23 protein-coding genes, 1 tRNA gene, 2 pseudogenes and 1 riboswitch are annotated in these 20,420 nt (G+C 54.7%); of the genes and pseudogenes, 17 read left to right on the forward strand and 9 right to left on the reverse strand.

Going from position 1 to position 20,420, the window contains the following annotated elements; translation table 11 throughout:
- Positions 1–65 precede the first annotated feature (65 nt).
- The 9 genes from FHS19_RS24330 (at position 66) to FHS19_RS24370 (ending at position 6,144) form a co-directional block, all read left to right on the forward strand.
- Positions 66–137: transfer RNA gene (locus tag FHS19_RS24330), tRNA-Thr, on the forward strand.
- 240 nt (positions 138–377) lie between these two features.
- On the forward strand, positions 378–488 hold the full coding sequence (locus FHS19_RS24335; protein WP_076172829.1) for a sporulation protein YjcZ: 111 nt from the start codon (positions 378–380) through the stop codon (positions 486–488).
- 184 nt (positions 489–672) lie between these two features.
- On the forward strand, positions 673–1,527 hold the full coding sequence (locus FHS19_RS24340; RefSeq protein WP_183584366.1) for a manganese catalase family protein: 855 nt from the start codon (positions 673–675) through the stop codon (positions 1,525–1,527).
- Between the two features lie 114 nt (positions 1,528–1,641).
- Positions 1,642–2,064 (forward strand): CBS domain-containing protein, encoded by a 423-nt coding sequence (locus FHS19_RS24345; RefSeq protein ID WP_183584367.1) that lies wholly within the window; start codon positions 1,642–1,644, stop codon positions 2,062–2,064.
- A gap of 137 nt (positions 2,065–2,201) precedes the next feature.
- A riboswitch (Fluoride riboswitch) is annotated at positions 2,202–2,262 on the forward strand.
- Between the two features lie 123 nt (positions 2,263–2,385).
- The gene (locus FHS19_RS24350) at positions 2,386–3,729 is read left to right on the forward strand and encodes a voltage-gated chloride channel family protein (protein ID WP_204797581.1); all 1,344 of its coding nucleotides are present in this window, start codon (positions 2,386–2,388) and stop codon (positions 3,727–3,729) included.
- A 131-nt stretch (positions 3,730–3,860) separates the two neighbouring features.
- Positions 3,861–4,307, forward strand: a complete 447-nt coding sequence (locus tag FHS19_RS24355; protein WP_183584594.1) for a spore coat protein — start codon at positions 3,861–3,863, stop codon at positions 4,305–4,307.
- Between the two features lie 218 nt (positions 4,308–4,525).
- Complete coding sequence (locus FHS19_RS24360) at positions 4,526–4,996, forward strand: 2-thiouracil desulfurase family protein (RefSeq protein ID WP_183584368.1); 471 nt, start codon at positions 4,526–4,528, stop codon at positions 4,994–4,996.
- A gap of 87 nt (positions 4,997–5,083) precedes the next feature.
- Positions 5,084–5,311: a phage holin gene (locus FHS19_RS24365; protein WP_094599702.1), complete on the forward strand. Its 228-nt coding sequence runs from the start codon at positions 5,084–5,086 to the stop codon at positions 5,309–5,311.
- A gap of 185 nt (positions 5,312–5,496) precedes the next feature.
- Complete coding sequence (locus FHS19_RS24370; RefSeq protein ID WP_183584369.1) at positions 5,497–6,144, forward strand: pyroglutamyl-peptidase I; 648 nt, start codon at positions 5,497–5,499, stop codon at positions 6,142–6,144.
- A gap of 76 nt (positions 6,145–6,220) precedes the next feature.
- Here FHS19_RS24370 and FHS19_RS24375 read toward each other — a convergent pair whose 3' ends face one another.
- Entirely contained in the window at positions 6,221–6,847 is a 627-nt protein-coding gene (locus FHS19_RS24375; RefSeq protein WP_183584614.1) for a DUF6022 family protein, read from the reverse strand.
- Positions 6,848–6,948: 101 nt separating this feature from the next.
- Here FHS19_RS24375 and FHS19_RS35780 point away from each other — a divergent pair.
- Together FHS19_RS35780 and FHS19_RS35785 are read left to right on the forward strand one after the other, a co-directional pair.
- A pseudogene (locus FHS19_RS35780) lies at positions 6,949–7,155 on the forward strand (TetR/AcrR family transcriptional regulator C-terminal domain-containing protein); the annotation flags it as partial.
- Positions 7,156–7,249: 94 nt separating this feature from the next.
- Positions 7,250–7,360 (forward strand): annotated as a pseudogene (locus FHS19_RS35785) (TetR/AcrR family transcriptional regulator); the annotation flags it as partial.
- Positions 7,361–7,395: 35 nt separating this feature from the next.
- On the opposite strand, the gene FHS19_RS24385 reads toward FHS19_RS35785, so the two are convergent.
- Complete coding sequence (locus FHS19_RS24385) at positions 7,396–8,085, reverse strand: class I SAM-dependent methyltransferase (RefSeq protein WP_183584371.1); 690 nt, start codon at positions 8,083–8,085, stop codon at positions 7,396–7,398.
- Between the two features lie 273 nt (positions 8,086–8,358).
- Here FHS19_RS24385 and FHS19_RS24390 point away from each other — a divergent pair, with 273 nt between their 5' ends.
- Positions 8,359–8,451, forward strand: coding sequence for a sporulation protein YjcZ (locus FHS19_RS24390; RefSeq protein WP_084203986.1), 93 nt, complete (start codon positions 8,359–8,361; stop codon positions 8,449–8,451).
- A 361-nt stretch (positions 8,452–8,812) separates the two neighbouring features.
- Positions 8,813–10,273, forward strand: a complete 1,461-nt coding sequence (locus FHS19_RS24395; RefSeq protein ID WP_376771967.1) for a SulP family inorganic anion transporter — start codon at positions 8,813–8,815, stop codon at positions 10,271–10,273.
- Positions 10,274–10,354: 81 nt separating this feature from the next.
- Here the strand turns inward: FHS19_RS24395 and FHS19_RS24400 are convergent, their stop codons facing one another.
- Positions 10,355–10,906, reverse strand: a complete 552-nt coding sequence (locus FHS19_RS24400; RefSeq protein ID WP_183584373.1) for a GNAT family N-acetyltransferase — start codon at positions 10,904–10,906, stop codon at positions 10,355–10,357.
- A 189-nt stretch (positions 10,907–11,095) separates the two neighbouring features.
- Here FHS19_RS24400 and FHS19_RS24405 point away from each other — a divergent pair, with 189 nt between their 5' ends.
- Positions 11,096–11,812 carry a glycoside hydrolase family 73 protein gene (locus FHS19_RS24405; protein WP_183584374.1) on the forward strand — a complete coding sequence of 239 codons (717 nt, stop codon included), beginning with the start codon at positions 11,096–11,098 and terminating at the stop codon, positions 11,810–11,812.
- A gap of 14 nt (positions 11,813–11,826) precedes the next feature.
- Here FHS19_RS24405 and FHS19_RS24410 read toward each other — a convergent pair whose 3' ends face one another.
- Positions 11,827–12,165, reverse strand: coding sequence for a L,D-transpeptidase (locus FHS19_RS24410; RefSeq protein ID WP_183584375.1), 339 nt, complete (start codon positions 12,163–12,165; stop codon positions 11,827–11,829).
- Between the two features lie 92 nt (positions 12,166–12,257).
- Between FHS19_RS24410 and FHS19_RS24415 the strand changes: the two genes are divergently transcribed.
- Entirely contained in the window at positions 12,258–13,250 is a 993-nt protein-coding gene (locus FHS19_RS24415; RefSeq protein WP_183584376.1) for a polysaccharide deacetylase family protein, read from the forward strand.
- A gap of 601 nt (positions 13,251–13,851) precedes the next feature.
- Positions 13,852–15,396 carry an HD domain-containing phosphohydrolase gene (locus FHS19_RS24420; protein WP_183584377.1) on the forward strand — a complete coding sequence of 515 codons (1,545 nt, stop codon included), beginning with the start codon at positions 13,852–13,854 and terminating at the stop codon, positions 15,394–15,396.
- 100 nt (positions 15,397–15,496) lie between these two features.
- Here the strand turns inward: FHS19_RS24420 and FHS19_RS24425 are convergent, their stop codons facing one another.
- The 5 genes from FHS19_RS24425 to FHS19_RS24445 form a co-directional block, all read right to left on the reverse strand.
- Positions 15,497–16,642: an ABC transporter permease gene (locus FHS19_RS24425; RefSeq protein ID WP_183584378.1), complete on the reverse strand. Its 1,146-nt coding sequence runs from the start codon at positions 16,640–16,642 to the stop codon at positions 15,497–15,499.
- 81 nt (positions 16,643–16,723) lie between these two features.
- Positions 16,724–17,698: an ABC transporter ATP-binding protein gene (locus FHS19_RS24430; protein WP_246426787.1), complete on the reverse strand. Its 975-nt coding sequence runs from the start codon at positions 17,696–17,698 to the stop codon at positions 16,724–16,726.
- Positions 17,699–17,913: 215 nt separating this feature from the next.
- On the reverse strand, positions 17,914–18,684 hold the full coding sequence (locus tag FHS19_RS24435) for an ABC transporter permease subunit (protein ID WP_183584379.1): 771 nt from the start codon (positions 18,682–18,684) through the stop codon (positions 17,914–17,916).
- The gene (locus FHS19_RS24440; RefSeq protein WP_183584380.1) at positions 18,684–19,397 is read right to left on the reverse strand and encodes an ABC transporter ATP-binding protein; all 714 of its coding nucleotides are present in this window, start codon (positions 19,395–19,397) and stop codon (positions 18,684–18,686) included. The genes FHS19_RS24435 and FHS19_RS24440 overlap by 1 nt, the downstream gene beginning before the upstream one ends.
- Positions 19,394–19,801, reverse strand: a complete 408-nt coding sequence (locus FHS19_RS24445) for a GntR family transcriptional regulator (protein WP_183584381.1) — start codon at positions 19,799–19,801, stop codon at positions 19,394–19,396. Before FHS19_RS24445 ends, FHS19_RS24440 begins: the two co-directional genes overlap by 4 nt.
- Before the next feature lie 300 nt (positions 19,802–20,101).
- On the opposite strand from FHS19_RS24445, the gene FHS19_RS24450 reads away from it, so the two are divergent.
- Positions 20,102–20,305 (forward strand): CsbD family protein, encoded by a 204-nt coding sequence (locus FHS19_RS24450; RefSeq protein WP_105445664.1) that lies wholly within the window; start codon positions 20,102–20,104, stop codon positions 20,303–20,305.
- The last annotated feature ends 115 nt before the right edge of the window (positions 20,306–20,420 follow it).

Here is a 20,420-nt window from a genome sequence, read left to right on the forward strand (position 1 = left end):
AGTATTGCATTTTGTAGAAGAAGTTGTATAATAGTTTTTGTTTCTCGGAAAATTTCATTTTCCACGCTGGTGTAGCTCAGGGGTAGAGCAACGCACTCGTAATGCGTAGGCCGGGGGTTCAATTCCCTTCACCAGCATCTTTCATAAGCCTTACAGGACGCGGGTTTCCGGATTTCGGAGACCGCGTCTTTTTTGTTGATTCGGGCGCTGTTTCTCCAATGTTTCTAACGATTTTCTACAGGAGGATCCGCAGGTCCGCCGCGGGCTCTATCGAGATTGCCGAGTAAAATAGTCTTTTGAACCGCTGACTCTGTCCACAACGCTGGAAGGTTTTTTTCATAGGATAAACTGATCCTATCAAGAAAGGGGAATATCAGATGAGCGAAGTTGCTGGAGTTGGTTATGGTGGCGGCATGTCTACAAGCGTTGGCATCATTCTCGTCCTCTTTATTCTGCTTGTCATCATTGCGAAAACCTGGGGATATTAATTTCTGAACGGTCCTTAGCCCGCCTGATCGATAAGGAGGCATGAGACCAGCACAAAGCGAAGCGCAGTGATCCGTTATGGATCCTGCGCTTTTTTTATATAGACCGTATCCAGTACATAATTTCCCGTCCCCAAAGCCACAATGGGGAGGATACTATTGCTGAGAGCTTAGGAGGTTCCACCCCATGTATTTTTATAAAGAAGACCTGATTAACATGATCGTCCCGGACAAGCCCGATCCCAGCGCCGCTAAGGTGTTGCAGGAAACGCTGGGCGGACGCTTCGGCGAAATGCGCACGATGATGCAATTCTTTTTCCAAAGCAACAATTTCCGTGGCAAGGACACCCAGTTCCGTGACCTGATCCGCGGCGTGTTTTTGGAAGAAATCAGCCACGTCGAGCTGGTGCAGCACACGATCAACCAGCTTCTTACCGGTTCTGGCGCGGAAGGTGCCGGCAATGCCGGGTCGGACGGCGCGCCGCTGGACGAGGCGATCAAGCACGCCAACCCGCATCATTTTATTATGGGAGCCCAAAGCTCACTTCCGGTCGATGCCGCCGGCAACCCGTGGAACGGCAACTACGTGTATGACCATGGCAACCTGATCAGCAACCTCCTGGATAATCTCGTTCTGGAATCGACGGGGGTGCTGCAAAAATCGCGGATTTACGAAATGAGCACCAACCAGACGTTCCGCGAAACGCTGGCCTTCCTGATCGTGCGCGACAACGCGCATCAGAACGCCTTCGCCAAGGCGCTGGAGACGCTCGGTGTCAATTGGGCCAAGCTGTTCCCGGTTCCTAACTATGACATTAACAAGTATCCGGAATGCCGCAAATACGTCGATATGGGCTTCCATAACGCACAATTTAACTTCCGGCTGGACACCACCCGCATCGGCGAAATATTCAGCGGACAGACGCCTAGCCGTAACGGCGGGGAGCTGAAGGTGATTCAGCCGCCGGAGGGCTTCCCGGTACCGATGATGCCTGAGCTGGCCAACGAGCACAGCCCCGGGATCACGGATATGAATCGTTAAGGCGGACAGCCTGACCCAGATTCCTTTAGTTTTTAGCGCAGCGCTCCAAGCCTGAATAATCCCGGAACCCCTGGGTAAAATACGGGGGATCATTCCTAGAGGAGGTAAACAGTAATGACGATGGTTCGCGACGTAATGACCAAAGACGTAAAGGTATGCGCACCCCATGATTCGGTCACGGCTGCGGCGCAAATCATGCGCGATGTCAACTGTGGATCGGTTCCGGTCTGCGAAGGCAAAAAAGTGGTGGGTATGATTACCGACCGCGATATCGTGCTGAACTGCGTAGCCGCAGGTAAAGACCCGGGCAGCGTACACTGCCATGACTGCATGACAAGCAATGTCATCTCGTGCTCGCCGGACACCGATGCCCATGAGTGCGCGAAATTGATGGCCGACCATCAAATCCGCCGCATTCCGGTTGTAGAGAACGGAGAAATGGTGGGGATTTGTGCAATTGGCGACCTGGCAACGATGAACATCCACATCAACGAAGCCGGTGATGCACTCAGTCAAATTTCCGAACCTCTTCATTAAGAGGACGGCGCGGCAGGGAAACTTGTTCGCTGCAGCAGCACCCGTAACGCGGAAGCGCGTTACGGGTGCTTTTTCGTCTATGTCTGCGCTCAGATTTTCTGTTGACTTCAGGCCATTCCCTCATTACAATGATTTGTAACAACATAGGCGATGGAGTTCGCCTTTAACCGCCCGTGAGCTAATGACTCCTACCAGTGCAGACACTGGTAGGAGTCTATTTTTTTGCAGACATTCCGGCACCGGGACAGGCAGGGGAGCGGTAATTTGCCCCTGAATGAGGAATAATAGGAAGTACATCATAGCTGGGGGGAAACCGCTGTAATGGGAAAATGGATAACGAGGGGAAAACGCAGGTTATACGTGTATGCAGGCAAATTCATGCATTTCGCGCTGCTTGGCTATATCGTGAAGTGGTCGGTCATCGGAAGTCTGGTAGGGGTCCTTACAGGCTCCGGATCGGCCTTGTTTCTGGCAGCGCTGGATGCGGTTACAGAGCAAAGGCTGCAGCACCCGTGGCTTCTGTGGCTGCTTCCATTTGGAGGGGCTTTGGTGAGCTATTTGTACTGGAAGTACGGAAAGGACGCATCCAAGGGAAATAACCTGATTCTGGAACAGATTCATGACGGCGGCGGAGCCATTCCGCTGCGCATGGCCCCGCTCGTCCTGTTCGGAACGATCCTGACCCATTGGTTCGGCGGCTCGGCCGGACGGGAAGGTACGGCGGTGCAGATGGGCGGAAGCTTGTCGGAATGGATTGGCAAGAGGCTTCGACTGAGCCCCGCCGACCGGCCCATTATTCTAATGTGCGGCATCAGCAGCGGCTTTGGCTCGGTCTTTGGGACGCCGCTCGCTGGAACCGTCTTCGGGCTGGAGGTGCTCGCAGTGGGGATGATCCGTTACGAAGCGCTGTTTGCCTGTTTTGTGGCGAGCTTTATCGGTGACCTGACCACGAAGGCGTGGGGGATTCATCATATTCATTATTCTGTGAACGCGATCCCGGCGATTACGCTGATCACGGTGCTGAAGGTCGTGCTCGCGTCGATGGTGTTCGGTCTGGCCAGCATTTTATTCAGCGAGCTGACCCATTGGCTGAAGGCGCGGTTCACCGGATGGTTCCGGAATCCGGCGGTCAAGAGCTTTGCCGGGGGCTGCATCCTGATTGTCATCGTCTACACGTTCGGCACAAGGGAATACCTCGGGCTTGGGCTTCCGCTCATCAGCGATGCTTTTGAAGGGACGGCGCCAAAGCTGGCGTTTCTCTGGAAAACCGTGTTCACCTCGATTACGCTGGGGGCCGGATTCCAAGGCGGTGAGGTGACTCCGCTGTTCGTCATCGGCGCAACGCTGGGCAGCACGCTGGCGGGCCTGCTGCATCTAGCGGTGCCGTTTATGGCAGCCCTCGGATTTATCGCGGTGTTCAGCGGCGCGACCAATACCCCGATTGCCTGTTTTATCATGGGGATCGAGCTGTTCGGCTCGGGGAACCTGGTGTACATGTTCATCGCCTGTGTCGTCAGCTATTATTTTTCCGGGCATACCGGCATCTACGTGTCGCAGCGGATCGGGGTGTCCAAGTCCGGGCTGCTGCGCCTGCCGGAACAGGCGACGCTGGCTTCGGTCCGAGGGAAGAAGGGACGGCAGAAGGGGAAAAGGGAGCGCGCCTAATTTTTTTGGCAAGACATCTTCCCCACTGGGCGCCCTGGGCATATGCTATCCCATCATCGATTGGAGGGATTGCATTGTCTTCTGGAAAGAAAGCCCAAGTGAAACACTTAGCGTGGCACGAAACATTGGAAATGCATGAGCTGGTTGCAGGACAGTCCAACGACCTGATTTGCCTGAAAATGGACATCGGCAAGGTGACTGATCCGCAGCTTCATGCCCTGTATAAAGAGGCTATCATGGGCCTGGAGCAAAACATAAAGGACCTGCTGCAGTTTTACCCGCAAGCACCCGTCCCGGCAGCGAGAGGCGGCAAAGCCGAAGCCGCAGACATGACGGGCTTTTATGCCGGTCATCTGCTGGGCAAGGCCAAAGGTTGGGTTCGCAACTACGCCCTTGCGATTACGGAAACGGCAACGCCGGCCTTAAGGGAAGTTTTCGTTAAGCATCTGAACAATGCGATCAAACTCCATGCCAAGGTTTTTGATTTTATGGAGGAGCGTTCGATGTATCCCGCTTACGACCTGGAGCGGCTCTTGGCCAATGATATGGAAAATGCGAAAAAGGCGTTAAGCATGTAACATCTGCAATACCTGGCAAGGGGAAAAAGAGATATCGCGGAAAGTCCGGGAGCTTAGTCCCGGGCTTTCCGCGTTTTTCGGCCAAAACGGATACCGCGAAGCCGGGCCTCCCCGGCAGCTGGCATATGAAGTATACTTTCATTAAAGGTATAAATAGTTTACGTGGAACAAATAAATAGTTTACGTGAACCGGATTAACAGTTCAGGAGGTGAACGGTGTGATTGTGGTCAGCTCTTGTCTGGCCGGACTGAAGGTCCGCTATAACGGAACGGACAGCCTGAATGACGTAATTCAGCAGATGGTGGCGCAAAACCTGGCGGTGACGGTTTGTCCTGAATTGCTGGGGGGATTTGTCACTCCGAGAGAGCCTGCGGAGATCTTAGGCGGTGATGGGAGAGACGTGCTGGAGGGCCGGGCCAGGGTTGTTGAGAAATCGGGCCGGGACGTCAGCGGCATGTATATTCAGGGGGCTCACCGGACGCTGGAGAAAGCCCGTGAAGTCGGTGCGTCCATGGTGGTGCTCAAGGAGTACAGCCCCTCCTGCGGAAGCGCCATGATTTATAACGGTTCCTTCGCCAATGAGAAGGCTGCCGGCAGCGGAGTGACGACCGCCCTGCTGGAACGGGAGGGCATCCGGGTAATGTCCGAAGAAACGTTTCTGGAGGCTCTGGACTCAGGGCTCCTCTAAAATCGACGGCATCCTTCGTCCATCCCGGGAAAATTTCGGACAAGTTTGACAGGGCGGATGAATATATATGACCTTAAAGGAGGTCATATGATGCTTAAGAAGAAACGGTTTCGCAATTATGCGCTCTGGATCAGTATGGTCTCACAGGTGCTTCTGCTTGTGCAGCTGATCGGCCATCTCACAGGCGCGTTTGAACTGTCGGATATGAAGCGGCAGGAGCTCGTGGCGGCCGCGGACCTGGTGCTCGGAATCTTGGCGACGCTGGGGATTATCTCCAACCCGACCAAGCCGAACAGCGGCGGGTATAATTTGTAGACGGGAACCCTGCTGTGCGGCTGTCAGCTGCCGGGCAGGGTGTTTTTTTGCCAAACTCCGGTGTCCCGCATTGGAACTGAATCCGTGTGAAAGCTGCTCCGCCATTTGGCGGCGCGATTTTGGATAGGATCGATCCACTTCGTTTGATATGATGGAAGGAAAGACTTGCCGGAAGGAGAAGCTTCATGAAAATACTGGTATCAGGTTTTGAGCCCTTTGGCGGAAATGCGGTCAATCCGACGGAGCAGCTCGTGCGCGAGATCCGGGAGGAGACGTTTACGGAGGCCGAGGTCCGGACGATTCTGCTTCCTGTTCACTATGACGAATGCGCCGAAAAGCTCCTTGAGGCGGTGCGTGAATTTCAGCCGGACGCCGTGATCTGCTGCGGCCTGGCCGCTGGCCGGACGGCGGTAACACCGGAGCGGATCGCCGTGAACGTCAAGGACGTTGCGCCGGAAGCGGCGTACGCCGACAACAAAGGGGAGAGACCGCAGGATCTGCCCATTAATCCGGCAGGACCGGACGGATTGTTCTCGCGGCTGCCGATCCGTGAAGCGGTGAACCGGATGAATGCGGAGGGGATTCCGGCTGCCGTGTCCGAGTCGGCCGGCACGTTTATTTGCAACAACACGATGTATGCCGTGCTGGATTATATCCGTGAGCAGAAACTGCCCACGCTGGCGGGTTTTGTCCATTTTCCGGCCTCTACGGGAATGGCGCTGCAGAAGCCGGGCCTGCCTTCGCTGCCGCAGGAAACGATGCTGCGGGCGCTGCGCGTCATCATCCATGCGACGATCGATGCGGTAAAGCAGCAGCGGCAGCCCGCGGTGTAACGCGTATCCCACACCGCCCTTAAACGAACACTTCCAGATGCTTGTTCACAACAAGCGCCGGGGGTGTTTTTTGCTGTTATTGCCCTTCGCCGGCGCGGTCCACCGGACGCTTGAAAAATCCGGTCAGGCGGTCCTGATGCGGAACGATCTGTACAAGCTCCCAGCCGTGGCGCCCCCACGAGGACAGCGCATAATTAAAATCCACCGCCGTGTGGCCGCGGTATGATTGCACGTATTCAAGCAGCCCTGCGTCCGTCCCGTATTCCCATTCCGGCGGTTCAGCGCCGGCGGAATGACGGTAACGCTGGGGCAGCCCGCTCAGGCGGACGCCTGTGGTGCACAGCGCTTGGAGAATAGCCTCCGGCTCCGTTTCCTCCAAACCCAAAAAGCGGGGCGGATGGGGGAGATGAAACTTGGCGTGAGAATGGAAAATTTGCAGCACTGCCGTGCCGCACGGATTGCCGGTGTCGTCTCTGACCAAAAACCATACGCATTGCTCGCGCTCCTCGGGCGGGCCCCAGTTCTCTACCGACTCCGACAAGCGGAATCCGGCGGGGACCTCGTATCCCGACTTCCGAATCTCCTCGCAGATCGGACCCATCAGCTGTTGAATGTAGATGCCGTATGCACGGTCGCCGAATTCTGCAAACATGCCGCTGAGTTCCGCCGCATACTCTTGAAGACCGCCTCCCTGTATTATCATGTGAAGGATAAAGAACAGCTGCTTCAGCTCGTTGGGGATAAAATAAGCGAAGAAATGGACAGGCCGGACCCGGACCTGCCTTGGCAGGAACAGCTGGTGCAGTGGGGCATGCGTTCCGGCGTGTACTGCACCGCTACCGTGATGAGGTCGACCTGTTCAATGGCGGCATCGCCATGGGGTACCACCGGCTGCTGCAGATTGAAAGACGGTACCAAATCTTTGCATCGGCCGGATTTGCAGACGGTCACATCCCGTGGATGGCGTCCATGGTGAAGAACCATGTGCTCGGCTTTGTGGCCGAAGAGGTGCGGCTGAAAGGGATGGCCGGCCGGCGAGGAAGCCCAGGCCCAGTTCAGCGAGGAGTACGCCCGGTTTTTTCGCAGTTTACCAAGGGAGCAGTTTCCGAATATGATCCGGCTGGCTTCCCATACGACCGGTACCGGATGGCAGGAGGAATTTGAATTCGGGCTGGACGTCCTGATAGACGGCTTCCGCCAGAAGCTCTCAGAATGATACGGTGCTTCCGGCAAACAGAAAAATCAGGGGGACTAGGAAGTCCGCCCTGATTTTTTTCCGTAAAACACCGCGAAGTCCAAATACTTGTACATACAGTCCACATCTTCAAAGCCTGCCTCTTCCATCCACTGGATCTGGTCGGCGGCGGTAGCGTTAATATCCAGGCTTCTGCGTTCAATCGACGCCTGAATGGCTTCTTCCTGCAAACCGCTTGCCCTGATTTCTTCCAGCCAGCGTCTCCGGTAATATACGTCCGCCTGATCGGTATGGCCCTTTACCTGATCGGCATTGACGAAGATGCCGCCTTCATTCAGCAGCCGATGGATCGTGGTGAACAGCTGCCTTTTTTCCGGATGGGACAAGTGATGAATGGACAGGGAAGAGACGACGGCATCGTAAGTTTGCGTAAACGGATAGCTGCTGTAATCCCCGGTAATATAATCAACGTTCGGTGCCTCGTGGAACCGCCGGCGGGCCTCCTGCAGCATGCTGTCGCTTAAATCCATCAGCGTAAGCCGGGCTTCAGGGTATTTGAGCAGTACCATGCTGGAGAACAGGCCTGTTCCGGCCCCCAGATCCAAAATACATGAAGAAGAACTTCCGCACTCCACCAGAGACAGGGCCATCCCGTAAAAGTCGTCGAAGCAGGGAATCAGTCCCCTCCGCTGCCGGTCGTAATCCTTTGCATTGGCGTCAAAAAGCTTGATCACAGATCTGTCCATCACCATTCTCCTTTACCCGTGAATTGGAATCGTTGGAATTGACTTCATTGTAGCGGCAGTCCGCTCATTATGGAAATATATAAACCGTATTATAGTTATAGGTATTCCCTATATCATGGTTAAACCCGATAGAGTTATGGCGGCGAGCTCCCTTTAATCTAGAGAACATCGCGCGTATTTCATAGGGCAAATGGACTTGAATGATATTTGTCCAAACGGGATCACTTAACACGGCATACGATAGAGTATAAACAGGAGAGAGGGGGAGAAGGCATGAGTGGTGTAGGAAACCCATTTACCTCAACGGGAGCCATCCTGGTTCTGTTTATTCTGCTCGTCATCATTACCAAATCCTTTATCTACTAATCCATGGACCCTAACGGTCCTTGGGGAACGAAGCTCCTGCCCCGGCGGGGGCTTTCGTTATTTCATAAGAAGGGCGGATACTGCAGTATATACATATGACTTGAAAAAGAAATTATAGGCGAGAAAATGGAAGAACGGGGGAGAATACAGGGGAAGATAGCGCATACATGGGGTTTTGGGTTCAGGGGGTTATAACGCTATAATGAAAAACAGTGAATCATCGGACCCGGCGAACCTGAGAGTGGGGAGCCTGCTTGAATACCTAGCAACTTTTCATGAACGGACAGCAATTGGATTAGCTATATAGAATGGACTAAAGTTCAATCTATATCGATACAACTTTATAACCACAGGAGGGATTATTTCTTTGTTTTTGAATTGGATCAAACAAGGCTTCTTTAGCAATGTCAGAAAGGATATTTTATCCGGTCTAACCGTTGCCTTCGCGCTTATTCCCGAAGCCATCGCGTTCTCCATTATGGCCGGAGTGGATCCGATGGTCGGTCTTTACGCATCCTTTGTGATTGCCGTCAGCATTTCGTTTTTCGGCGGACGCCCGGGGATGATTTCGGCGGCCACCGGTGCTATGGCATCTTTGATGGGACCGATTGTCGCCAAGTACGGAATCGAGTATTTGTTTGCGACCACGGTGCTGACTGGTATTTTGCAGTGGATCATGGGGACCCTGAAATTCGGGCGCTTCATCACATTTATCCCGCAATCGGTCATCGTCGGCTTCGTCAACGCGCTGGCGATCGTCATTTTTATGGCGCAGCTGCCGAATTTTGAGGGGGCTACCTGGATCATGTACCTGATGGTCGCCGGAACGCTGCTGATCATATACCTGTTCCCGCTGCTCACCAAAGCGGTTCCTTCGGCGCTTGTGGCCATTATCGTTATGACCATCATTTCGGTGCTGACGCATGCGGATGTCCGTACGGTAGGCGATATGGGTACCATTACACAGTCGCTTCCCGCATTCCATGTTCCGTCAGTTCCCTTGTCGTTTCATATGTTCCTGACGATTTTGCCTTATGCGCTTGCGCTCGCCGTCGTCGGCATGACCGAGACGCTATTGACCGCCAACCTGGTTGATGAGCTGACCGATACGGGCAGCAACAAAAACCGCGAGATCAAGGGGCAGGGCATCGCCAACGTCCTCACCGGCTTTTTTGGCGGGATGGCGGGCTGTGCCATGATCGGCCAGACGGTCATCAATGTGAAGTCGGGAGGCCGCTCCCGGCTGTCGACCTTTATCGCGGGCGCCTTTCTGCTGTTCCTGATTCTCGTGCTCGGCGATGTTGTCAAACAGGTGCCGATGGCGGCGCTGGTCGGCGTCATGATCATGGTGTCCGTGGGCACGTTCGACTGGCATTCTTTAAGAACGATGAACAAGGTGCCGCTGGGCGACACGATCGTCATGGTCGTGACCGTCGTGATCGTGGTAGCCACGTCCAATCTGGCGATTGGCGTGGTGACCGGAGTCATTTTGAGCGCCCTGAATTTTGGCTGGAAAATGGCGCGTATTCACGCACAGACCCATATCGATGAGCATGGGGTAAGGGTGTACGAAATCAAAGGGCAGATGTTCTTCGGAACGATGAACCATTTTGTGCATCTCTTCCATTACCAGGAAGACCCGGAGCAGATTGCGATTGACTTTTCCCACTCCCACATTTGGGATCAGTCGGGCGTTAACGCCGTGTCCAAGGTGCTGGCCAAGTATGAGGCGCTGGACAAAAAGGTTGCCGTCCGGGGATTGAATCCGGAGAGCCAGCGTATCATTGACAAGATCGGCGTCGCCACGGTATCGTCCCATTAATCCTCGCCTTATGATATGAGAAAAGCCTTCCGGCTTGCCGGAAGGCTTTTTTTGCATAGAAGTCCGTATAAGAAGCGAATGTCACCGCACCGTTTTCTCATAAATATTAAACCCGCTCTCATGCTGGCCCTTCAGCGCAAAACCGGCTCCGCTGTACAACCGGTTCAAGCTGGGGTTGTCGGCGATGCAGTCGAGACGGATTCGGTCTTTGCCTTGGAACCTGATTCCGGTCAAGGCCCAGTGCAGAATGGCGCTGCCCAGTCCCGTCCCCCCGAATTCGCGGTCAATGGCAAGCCGGTGCAGATAGACGGAAGTATCATGCCCCTCCTCGCCCCACAGGTTGTGGTCCCATGCGCTCGCATGCTGCTGGAGAATGACGATGGCCGCAAGGCGCTCCTCCTTTTTGAACAGGAAGACGTCCCCGCGCAAGACCGCCTCGTCGATATGATGCCTGTCCTCGCCGGCCAGCAGCTGATGCCACTGCCTGGAGCCTTTGCTCTGAAGCCATTGCGCCGTTCGCAGCAGCAGCCCTTTGGCGGCCTCGACATCTTCCGGACCGGCCTGGACGGCACGGATTTCCGGGGTGACCCACTCCTGATTGATGATAAAATGATCTGCATTTGCCTGCTTCATACATCCACCCTCCAAGCGTTACATATGTTCTTATTGTAAGAAGCCGTGAGGAATTAGGCAAATGGTTCATATCGGAGCGGTCCGGGGGTTTTTACGTGACGCACGTGTTCTGTAGCGGGGATCGTGAGCCGTCCAGGCCGTTAACAAACGGTCAGCAGTGTATGTACCAGAGGGTTAGGAGAGAGGACTATGAAAAAGCAAAACTTTATCGCCATCATGGCGCCGATGGCTGAATTTGACCAGCTGCAGTCGGGCGTGCCCGCATCGCTTACGATCGCCCAGGCGGCCCTCGAGTCCGCCTGGGGTACGAGCGAGCTGGCGGTGAAGGCCAACAATCTGTTCGGCATTAAGGGACAGGGCACCGCAGGGAGCATGCGCCTGCAGACTACCGAGTACGTTCGAGGCGTAGCCGGCCAGGTGACCGCCGACTTCCGCGCGTATAACAGCTGGACCGAATCGGTGGCCGACCACTCGAGGCTGCTGGTGAACGGCGTGTCCTGGGACCGTGACAAATATGCGGGCGCACTCCGCACGGACGGGCGATCGGCCGCCGCCGCCATCGGTGCCGCCGGTTATGCCACGGACCCGGAGTACGCGGATAAGCTGATCCGGATAATTGACCAGTATAACCTGGACCAATACGATGCCTGGAAGGAGGGGGAGCGTATGACCCCTGAGGAAAAGGCGGCGTTCAGTGAGCTGCAGAACACGGTTGCGAAGCAGGCGGAATGGATCAAGCAGCAGCAGGCGTTGTTAAGCATGCCCTGCCCGGATTGGGCAAAGGTGGCTTACCACTATTACAAGCCTTATATTGCAGATGAAACAGGAAGTTATGATTTCTGGCGGCAGCTGGTGATCCAGTACCGCAAAGAGAAGGGAATCAAGGTCGCTTCGGATCAAGGCTGACGCACTTACAGCCATTACGGCCGGATGGTCACCCTTGTATTCACGGGAACGTAGGAAGACAAATCCAGCACATCCTCATTGTACATCCGGATGCAGCCGTGGGAGACCTCCCGTCCGATGGAGGCGGGATCGTTGGTTCCATGAATGCCGTAATGGGGCTTGGAAAGGCCCATCCACAGCACGCCGAACGGTCCGCCCGGATTTTCCTGCTTATTGACGATCGTAAACTCCCCGGTCGGGGTTTTCGTCAACATTTTTCCGATGCCTACGGGATAGGATTTGACCGTCTGGTCGCCGTCCAGCAAGTATAAAGTGCGGTCCGACAGGTCGACGATGATCCGGTATTTTGGCATTTGCATCACTCCTTGTTTCCAGAGTATGTTTATAGTGCGGGGAATGCATCCCTCTGCAAGTGAATTTATGGAACGAAGGGGATTGGAACGTGATGCTGAGAAAAAAAATTGTCCTCTACTGCACCTTTTCCGCGCTTGTGCTGTTCGCGGCATTTTTCGTCTGGAGGCAGGGTCCCTATGTGTATCATCTGGTTCGTTATCCCGGAAGGCCTCACGTCAAAAAGGAAGAGGGCGGGGTTCCGGCTTACAGCTTTATTTCCACCAGGCCGACGCCAGGTGCGGTGTATTATAAAAACAAAGTCATCACCCTGATGTACCATGACGTCTCCCCGCATCCGATCAATGATAAGAGTCTGGATACCGCTGTATTCGAGGAGCAGCTTCAGGCCATGAAGGCGAACGGATTCCATTGGATTACGATGGAGCATTACGCCGACTTCGTCACCCGGCATCAGCCGGTTCCGGACAACGCCGTGCTGATGACGTTCGATGACGGCTACGAGACGTTTTATAAAAATGTGTTCCCGATCCTGAAGAAGTACCACGTGCCGGCAACGAATTTTCTGATCGTATCGACGGTGGGAAATCCGAAGCATCCCGGGCTGCCGAAACTCACCTGGGCCCAGGTGAAGCTCATGCACCGGAGCGGCATCGACTTCTACAGCCATACGTTTGATTCGCATGCTTACGCTTATGTTCGACCCGAAGGAAAAAACCAGGACAGGCTGGAGCCGATGCTGATGGGTCCCGAACACAATAAAACCACCGGGCACGTGGAGACGGAGCAGGAGTATATCCGGCGGGTGAAGGGCGATTTAACCCGGGCGGATCACATCCTCCGGAATGAAATCGGTAACCGCCGCGACATTCTCGCCTTTCCTTACGGCGGCTATACGCAACGGGTGCTGGGTATCTGCCGGAATCTCGGCATTCAGGTAGTCTTTACCGTTAAACCGGGAATCGATGGTCCCGGGCAGTACATGGGATACCGGGTCAACGTGGGCGGTAAGGACAATAACCCGATTGCGCTCATTGAATCGATGAAGCATGCGGAGTCGCTCCGCGGATACAGCAAAGCCGGCTGAGCCTCCGGCGGGGGAAGTAAGTGGCCGAAGGCTGAAGGCTGTAAATACACTGGATAATATGGATAACCCCCCGGGCATTCGCCCGGGGGGTTTGGCTTTGGCGGCGCTGCGGCCGCCTCATATATTTAACCCCTGACAGCCGTTCAAGGCTGCAGTCTGGTTCCTTGTTCTAGTTCGTTAACAGAATAATGACTTCCAAAACAACAAAAGCCCTGCCTCTCTTTTGTCCTTGCGGCTCCGATGACCGCGCCAGCGTGAATCAGAAATGACATCTTAAATCTCATACTTCGCATTGGGTTATTTCAAAATAGGAAATTAAGTCTTCGAGGTTGAAGATTTATTCTTTCTTGCGGGGAACGAAAAGGGTTAAATGAAGTTATACTCTTAATAATATATCATATGATATTTATAAATGCAATAGGGAAATATATCAAATGCCAGCCTTGTATAAATGTGCAAAATCAACGTTTCATGATAAAGGAATTTGTGATAAAAGTTGCTTTTTGTCGCAAGTCTATGTCACATTTCGGGATGAAATAACCGATATTCTTAATAGTGCTGCGCCGAACGGCCTATATTGATGAAAAAGGAAGGCTGGCTTATGGATACCGATTCTACCCGCTTGCAGGGGGGTGCCCTGTATTATGCTTTTCGGAACAAATTGGTACGGAATTATATTTTCGGATCGCTGTTCGCGGTATGGGTCGTGGGCAGCGCGCTCGTTCTGACCACGATCAGCATTCCTCCGCAGGAGATCAAACGGTTGGTGTTTATCTTTGCTTGGTCCATGGCGGTCATGATCGCGGTGGAATCCTGGGTATTCACGCGGCACGTCCAGCCGATCCGGAAAGGGCTGTTCTGCCGGACCTGTACGGTACAGATCATTGAAACAGCCTACCGGCAGGCACATAAGCTGCCCCAGCTGGCGGTGTTCCGGATTCTGGTCCCGCATTTCCTCGGTCTTGCCATACCTGCGGCCGGCTTGTCACTGTGGCAGATACATCATGGCCTTCTTCATTTCCCGCCGATTTATGTTGCGGCTGCGGTAGTCGGCGCCTTCCTCGTAGCCAGCATGCATGCGATGATCGAATTTTTCCTGACGACGGCGACGGTCCGGCCCCTGGTGGAGGAATTTCAGCGGCTCGCCCAGGAGACGCACCGCATTGAACTGAATCCGGAGGGGCATGTCGTTTTGTCGATCCGTCCGAAGTTTCTGCTCAGCGCCATGCTGATCGGTACCTCACCGCTCCTACTGTTCACCCTGGCCGCCCAGATTCGGATGGGCACTTTAAACGAGGAAAAGATGACCGGATACTGGGGCTGGGCGGGGCTGATTTTGCTGGTCGACATCATTTTTACGTATACGGGTGCCAGGCTGTTGACCCATGAGGTGGAGCGGCCGATCTCCCATCTGTACGATGCCATGAATCATGTCAAGGACGGCCGGCTGCGGACGGTCCAAAATGTGTATTCGGACGAGTTTTCCCGGTTGGCCACCGGCTTTAACATGATGGTCCGGGCGCTCCAGTCGCGTGAAGCCCAGAGCAGGGCGATGCTGGACAGCTATTTTGTGACCCTCGCAGTTGCGCTGGATGCCAGAGATGCTTATACGGCAGGGCATTCCTTGCGGGTGGCCGAATATTCGGAGCTGATCGGGCGGCTCAGCCGAATGGCGGAGGAGGACATCAACGTGATCCGCCAGTCAGCGCTGCTGCATGACATCGGGAAAATCGGCATCCGGGACACCGTCCTGTTGAAGGAAGGGCGTCTGACGGAGGAGGAGTTTGACCAAATCAAGGCCCATCCGGTGCTTGGCGAGACGATTCTGAAGCAGATCGAGCCTAAGGACGCCATGGCGCCGCTCCTTCCCGGCGTACGGTCCCATCATGAGCGATATGACGGGAAAGGGTATCCGGACGGACTGGCCGGAGAGGATATCCCGCTGCTCGGGAGAATTATCGCCGTAGCCGACGCCTTTGATGCGATGACTTCGGATCGTCCTTACCGTAAAGGAATGGACGTCACCAAGGCGCTGTCCATTCTCGAAGAGGGCAGAGGGACGCAGTGGGATCCGGAATACGCCCGCATTTTTGTCGACTATATGCGAAACCAGAGGATGGGAAAGGCGGCAGGCGACGATACATAAGCGATGACCTGAGATCGGAGAGCAAGAAAACCTCCCGGCCGAGAAGGAAGACTTCCAGGCCGGGAGGTTTTTTACCGTTGTTTTGAACGTGGATAAAGAATCAGTTTGCAGCCGAGCGCAGGAACCCTGGCAGACGGAAGAACGCAACCAGGAGGCCGGCGGCTCCGAACGTCAGGAGAATGAGGGCAGGTCCGGCAACGTCGCCCAGGTGGGCGCCATGGGCGATAATGTTCTGCAGCGAGTGCAGCGCCCAGTACTGCGGCAGAAAGTGCCCTATGGTCTGTACGGATTGCGGAAGCAGATAGGACGGCACCCACAGGCCGCCCAGCATGGCACCGCCCATGGCAATGACCTGGGTGATGACCATGGCGGCTCCCTCGCCGGGCACCAGGAACGATAACCCGAGCCCGATGCCGGTTCCGCAGATGCTGAGGCTGAGCACGACCAAGGTAAGGGCGGCGACGTCGCCGAGCTTCACGTCATAGACGAAGTGGCCGAAGGCGAACAGGACGACGCATTGGGCGATAACCGTCAGTATGAAGGGCACCCACATCCCGACCAGGTACTGCAGCGGCTTCACGCGCGTGCTGCGAATGCGGGACAGAAGTCCGGTCTTCTTTTCGTCAAAGAAGCGGCGGGCCATCGTAATCATAATGTAGAAAACGAACATGACCGTCATGCTGGGGACCATGGAGTCCATATAGCTGATATGGTCGGACGTCGTCGCCACATCTTTAATCCGGATCGGGGAGGCCAGCGCCTGCTCTGCCTGCTCCTTGGAATCTCCCTTAGCCAGCAGGACATCGGTCAGCTTCTGCTCGCGGTATTGGCTGGAAATGCTGCTGAGAATCGCCTGAATCGGCGCAAGCTCAGTCTGTGCGGTGGGGTCCTGGTACAGCTGGATATCCGCAGGACTGCCTTCCTTCATGGCCTTCTCGAATCCGGCGGGAATGACGAGCATGGCCGAGAACTGGCCCTGCTTCATTCTGTCGACCTGGTCATTCAGGCTGGATGCCGACTCCAGCTTCACGTCCATAATCCCCTGCATTTGCTTCACAAAGGCCTGGGACGCGGCGGATTGATCCTGGTCGATCGTGCGGATGGATACGGAGGAACTGTCGCCTCCGGCGCTGTTGAAGATCGTACCGAACATAGCGATGAACAGGATCGGCATTAGCAGCAGGAAGAAGAAGCTTTTGCGGTCTTTGCGGATCAGCCGCAATTCTTTGATCATCATGGCTCTCATGGTATTGGCTCCTTTGCGTATTTATTTCACAGGAAGAACTATTTATCAGCTTAATAAGTGAGAGGGTCGCTCGTGAAAGAATCAGTCCCGAAGTGCGGTACCGGTTACCCGCAGGAATACGTTCTCCAGCGAGGGACGGACGATTTCCAACTGCTTCACGTCCCAGCTGTGTTGGGATGCGAGGCGAAGCAGGCGCTGCATCACACCGTGCAGATTTTCCGTTTCCAGCACATATCCGGAGCCTTCTTTACGGACCGCGGTTACATCCGGGTCTTCCGGCAGGTGATGGACCCCCGCGATTTCCACGTAAATGGCCTTCTGTCCGTAATTCTCCAGCAGCTCCCCGAGCGGACCCATCGCCTTAATCGTTCCCTGATCCATAATGGCCACTTCATCGCACAGCGCTTCGACTTCCTCCATGTAGTGGGTGGAGTAGATGATCGTCACGCCTTCCCGGTTCAGGTCGCGAATCATTTCGAAGATGTGGTTCCGCGACTGCGGATCGATCCCTACCGTCGGCTCGTCGAGAATCAGCAGTTTGGGGCGGTGGAGGAGCGCGGCGGCGATGTTAATTCGGCGCTTCATCCCCCCCGAGAACGTGCCGACTTCTTCTTTGGCCCGGTCCAGCAGACCGGTCTGGGTCAGCACCTCGTGAATGCGCTGCTTCAGCATTTTGCCCCGAACGCCGTAAGCCTCACCGAAAAACTCCAGATTGTCGTAGGCGGACAGCTTATCGTACAGCGTTATTTCCTGCGGCACGTAGCCTATATATTTCGATACGGCGTCCGGATTTTTGGTGGCCTCCTTGCCGAGCAGCCGGACGGAGCCGCTGTCGGCCTGGACGATGCCGGTCAAAATTTTCATCGTGGTGGACTTTCCCGCACCATTCGGTCCGAGGAAGCCAAATGAGGTGCCGGCTTTCAGAGAAAAGCTCACGTCCTGGAGCGCTTGTTTTTTCGGATAGGATTTGCGGAGCTGGGAAACTACTAGCATATATTCGTTGTTATAAGAAGTTTGATTAGATTCGGCGGTGTTGTGAGTCGTCGTTTGAATCATAGGGACAACCTCCTAAAAGTTTTGTGAAGCAAACCTTCAAAGTAAAATCGTCGCAGCAAAACTAGCATCGGAAGCATAAGCCTAAGTTTTGTGAAGCGGCATGGTTGCAAAATGATGGGCCGCCGGCAGTGCCGGCTCGCGTGGATGAATGAAAGGCTTCCGGCGGCCCACGTTGAATATCCCGTTAAGTTTATAGAAGAGAACGTTTGAGCTCGTTACAGATCCAGCTTTTTATCCATGACGTAAGTCACCGCCCGGATCAGGGCATAGGCTACCGCCCAGCTGCCGATGATAATTGCCGGAAGCTCCCAAGGATAGGGGAAAAACGTGGCTGGCCCTGCGGTGTCCAGCCGGCTTTCAGGCAGCAAATACTCGTTCAAATTGGAGTATACGATGCTGAATCCTCCCATAAATAGAATCCAGAGCAGCGGCGTCAGCGGCTTGGCGGTGCTGTACATGACGCAAATGGTCAGCATGCCTGCGGCTATAATGAATGGAGTCAGGCCGGCGACGACGGTCAGCCAGTTAATGCCTGTAATCATAAAGGAGACGGCCATGTCGTAAGTGTAATGATCGATCGCCCCGGCCAGGACGAGCACGTACGCCGAGAAGGCGATATAAATGGCGATCATTGCGGCCCATACCTTCAGGCAGTTACCGAGCCATTTGGCGGCAATGAGACGGAATCTCGGGATCGGAAGCGTCAGCCACCAGCCGTACGTATCGTTGGACCATTCCCTTTTAATGGCGCCGTATCCCAGGAAGAAGATCCAATAAGGGAACGCCAGCGTCATATACCAGAAGCTGCTCAGCTCCAGGTCGTTGCGCGCCGCCAGATAGGTGGTGACGATGACCACCGCCGCGGCAACAATCAGGAAATAAGCGGTACACCAGCTTCTGGATAATCGGACGCGGTTCAATTTTCTCCAGCTGCCCCGCACCATAAACTCATGCTGGACGAGATCCATAAACGTGCCTGATGACATCAATGCTGCCACTCCTTTGCGTACATTTTACGGAATACATCGCGCAGTGAACCGTATTCCGCCCTCAAGCTTTCAGTGTCGCCGGACCAGATTGCCTGACCCTGCTTCATCATGACTGTATAATCGAACAACCCTTCAACCTCCTGAATATCGTGGGTGCTGATCAGGATGGACTGCCCGCTGTCCTCGAGGTAGTCAATGATGCCGGCTACGATCGCCTCCCGCGACATGACGTCGATGCCGGTAAAAGGCTCGTCGAGAATAATGAGGGAGACTTCCCGGGCAAGGCACAGAATCAGCATGACGCGGGCCTCCTGACCCCTGCTCATTCCGCCGATTCTCGCATCCAGTTCAACATCCATGTAGTCCGCCAGCCGGATGGCCTGTTCCATCGAAAAGCCGGACAGGAAGGATTGGCCCCATTCGAAAGCCTGCCGCACCGTATGGTTCGGATACCAGCGGGCCCGGTCGGGGAGGTAGGCGATGTGGCGGTTGGTTTCCCAGCCGGGCTTCGAGCGGAGCACTTCCACGGTGCCCCGGTCTGGCCGGACGAGGCCGGTAAGCATCCGGAATAACGTGGATTTGCCGCAGCCATTCGGGCCCAAAACACCGGTGATCCGTCCTTCGGGAACGGTGATGTTCAGCCCGTTTAGCGCCTGCTTCTTCCCATAAGCCTTGCTTACTTGTTCGCATCGCAGGATCGGTGCCGTCATCGCGTTGTTCCTCCTTCTTCCGCGTCGTATTTTTGTTCAATATAGGACTGGATATCGTTCCAGGTTAGTCCGAGGCTTTCCATTTGGTCCATAAAGCTGTCTATATACTTGGCAGCGAGCGCCGTTCGGAACGACCGGACATGCTCCGGGGAAGAGGTGACGAAGGTTCCTTGACCCCGCCGTTTCTCGGTAAGTCCGTCTCGTTCAAGCTCCTGATAAGCCCGCATGACGGTGTTTGGGTTCACCCGAAGCTCTTGAGCCAGCTCGCGTACAGAAGGCATCTTGTCTCCCAATCCAATCTCTCCTTTGGCAATGGCGCTGCGCACCTGATCCAGAATTTGTTCATATAAAGGTTGGCTGAAGTCGATGTGGAACCGCAGCGGGCCAACCTGTTGGTCTTCCATGGCCTTCCCTCCTAAAAGCTCTGCTGGTCTGGAAGCACAGCCTTCCTTCTCGGCATAAGCGCTAACGTTCAGGTCACTTATGTGATTTAAGTGTATTATATCACTTAATACACTTAGTGCAATAGGAGATCAACATTTTGGTTCAAATCTTTTTCACATCGGTCTTTGGCTATGAAAACTGGGGGTAGCGTTGCGGGCGGCTTCCGGATTCAGCCCGCCTTCCTGCGGGTAATAGTGAACTACAGGCGGAGCGGATAGGTTCCGCCGGACAACAACTTATACCGAGAGGAGCTGATCCTCATGGATCATAACGTATTCAAAGGAAAATGGAATCAACTGAAAGGCGAGGCCAAAAAGCAGTGGGGCGAGCTGACGGATGACGATTTGGATAAAATCGACGGCGAAAAGGACAAGCTGATCGGCAAGCTTCAGGAACGCTATGGCCATACCAAGGATGCCGCGGAAAAAGAGTACCATGACTGGACGCGTTCGCGTCAGCTGTAGTACTCTTCGTCCTGCAGATGGCATGCGGGAATACCAAAAGGCGCAGCGGATCTCCGGCTATCGGGGAACGCTGCGCTTCTTTCGGGTAAAAGTTTTACCGCCACTCACCTACATA

The sequence above is a fragment of the Paenibacillus rhizosphaerae genome (genome assembly GCF_014192015.1).
In the GTDB taxonomy this organism is placed as follows: domain Bacteria; phylum Bacillota; class Bacilli; order Paenibacillales; family Paenibacillaceae; genus Paenibacillus_AQ; species Paenibacillus_AQ rhizosphaerae.

Excerpts from the sequence above, each read along its gene's own strand:
- FHS19_RS24335 (WP_076172829.1), top strand. The coding sequence starts at position 378 with ATGAGCGAAGTTGCTGGAGTTGGTTATGGTGGCGGCATGTCTACAAGC.
- FHS19_RS24340 (WP_183584366.1), top strand. The coding sequence starts at position 673 with ATGTATTTTTATAAAGAAGACCTGATTAACATGATCGTCCCGGACAAG.
- FHS19_RS24345 (WP_183584367.1), top strand. The coding sequence starts at position 1,642 with ATGACGATGGTTCGCGACGTAATGACCAAAGACGTAAAGGTATGCGCA.
- FHS19_RS24350 (WP_204797581.1), top strand. The coding sequence starts at position 2,386 with ATGGGAAAATGGATAACGAGGGGAAAACGCAGGTTATACGTGTATGCA.
- FHS19_RS24355 (WP_183584594.1), top strand. The coding sequence starts at position 3,861 with ATGCATGAGCTGGTTGCAGGACAGTCCAACGACCTGATTTGCCTGAAA.
- FHS19_RS24365 (WP_094599702.1), top strand. The coding sequence starts at position 5,084 with ATGATGCTTAAGAAGAAACGGTTTCGCAATTATGCGCTCTGGATCAGT.
- FHS19_RS24370 (WP_183584369.1), top strand. The coding sequence starts at position 5,497 with ATGAAAATACTGGTATCAGGTTTTGAGCCCTTTGGCGGAAATGCGGTC.
- FHS19_RS24375 (WP_183584614.1), bottom strand. The coding sequence starts at position 6,847 with ATGATAATACAGGGAGGCGGTCTTCAAGAGTATGCGGCGGAACTCAGC.
- FHS19_RS24385 (WP_183584371.1), bottom strand. The coding sequence starts at position 8,085 with ATGGACAGATCTGTGATCAAGCTTTTTGACGCCAATGCAAAGGATTAC.
- FHS19_RS24390 (WP_084203986.1), top strand. The coding sequence starts at position 8,359 with ATGAGTGGTGTAGGAAACCCATTTACCTCAACGGGAGCCATCCTGGTT.
- FHS19_RS24400 (WP_183584373.1), bottom strand. The coding sequence starts at position 10,906 with ATGAAGCAGGCAAATGCAGATCATTTTATCATCAATCAGGAGTGGGTC.
- FHS19_RS24405 (WP_183584374.1), top strand. The coding sequence starts at position 11,096 with ATGAAAAAGCAAAACTTTATCGCCATCATGGCGCCGATGGCTGAATTT.
- FHS19_RS24410 (WP_183584375.1), bottom strand. The coding sequence starts at position 12,165 with ATGCCAAAATACCGGATCATCGTCGACCTGTCGGACCGCACTTTATAC.
- FHS19_RS24415 (WP_183584376.1), top strand. The coding sequence starts at position 12,258 with ATGCTGAGAAAAAAAATTGTCCTCTACTGCACCTTTTCCGCGCTTGTG.
- FHS19_RS24420 (WP_183584377.1), top strand. The coding sequence starts at position 13,852 with ATGGATACCGATTCTACCCGCTTGCAGGGGGGTGCCCTGTATTATGCT.
- FHS19_RS24425 (WP_183584378.1), bottom strand. The coding sequence starts at position 16,642 with ATGAGAGCCATGATGATCAAAGAATTGCGGCTGATCCGCAAAGACCGC.
- FHS19_RS24430 (WP_246426787.1), bottom strand. The coding sequence starts at position 17,698 with ATGATTCAAACGACGACTCACAACACCGCCGAATCTAATCAAACTTCT.
- FHS19_RS24435 (WP_183584379.1), bottom strand. The coding sequence starts at position 18,684 with ATGTCATCAGGCACGTTTATGGATCTCGTCCAGCATGAGTTTATGGTG.
- FHS19_RS24440 (WP_183584380.1), bottom strand. The coding sequence starts at position 19,397 with ATGACGGCACCGATCCTGCGATGCGAACAAGTAAGCAAGGCTTATGGG.
- FHS19_RS24445 (WP_183584381.1), bottom strand. The coding sequence starts at position 19,801 with ATGGAAGACCAACAGGTTGGCCCGCTGCGGTTCCACATCGACTTCAGC.
- FHS19_RS24450 (WP_105445664.1), top strand. The coding sequence starts at position 20,102 with ATGGATCATAACGTATTCAAAGGAAAATGGAATCAACTGAAAGGCGAG.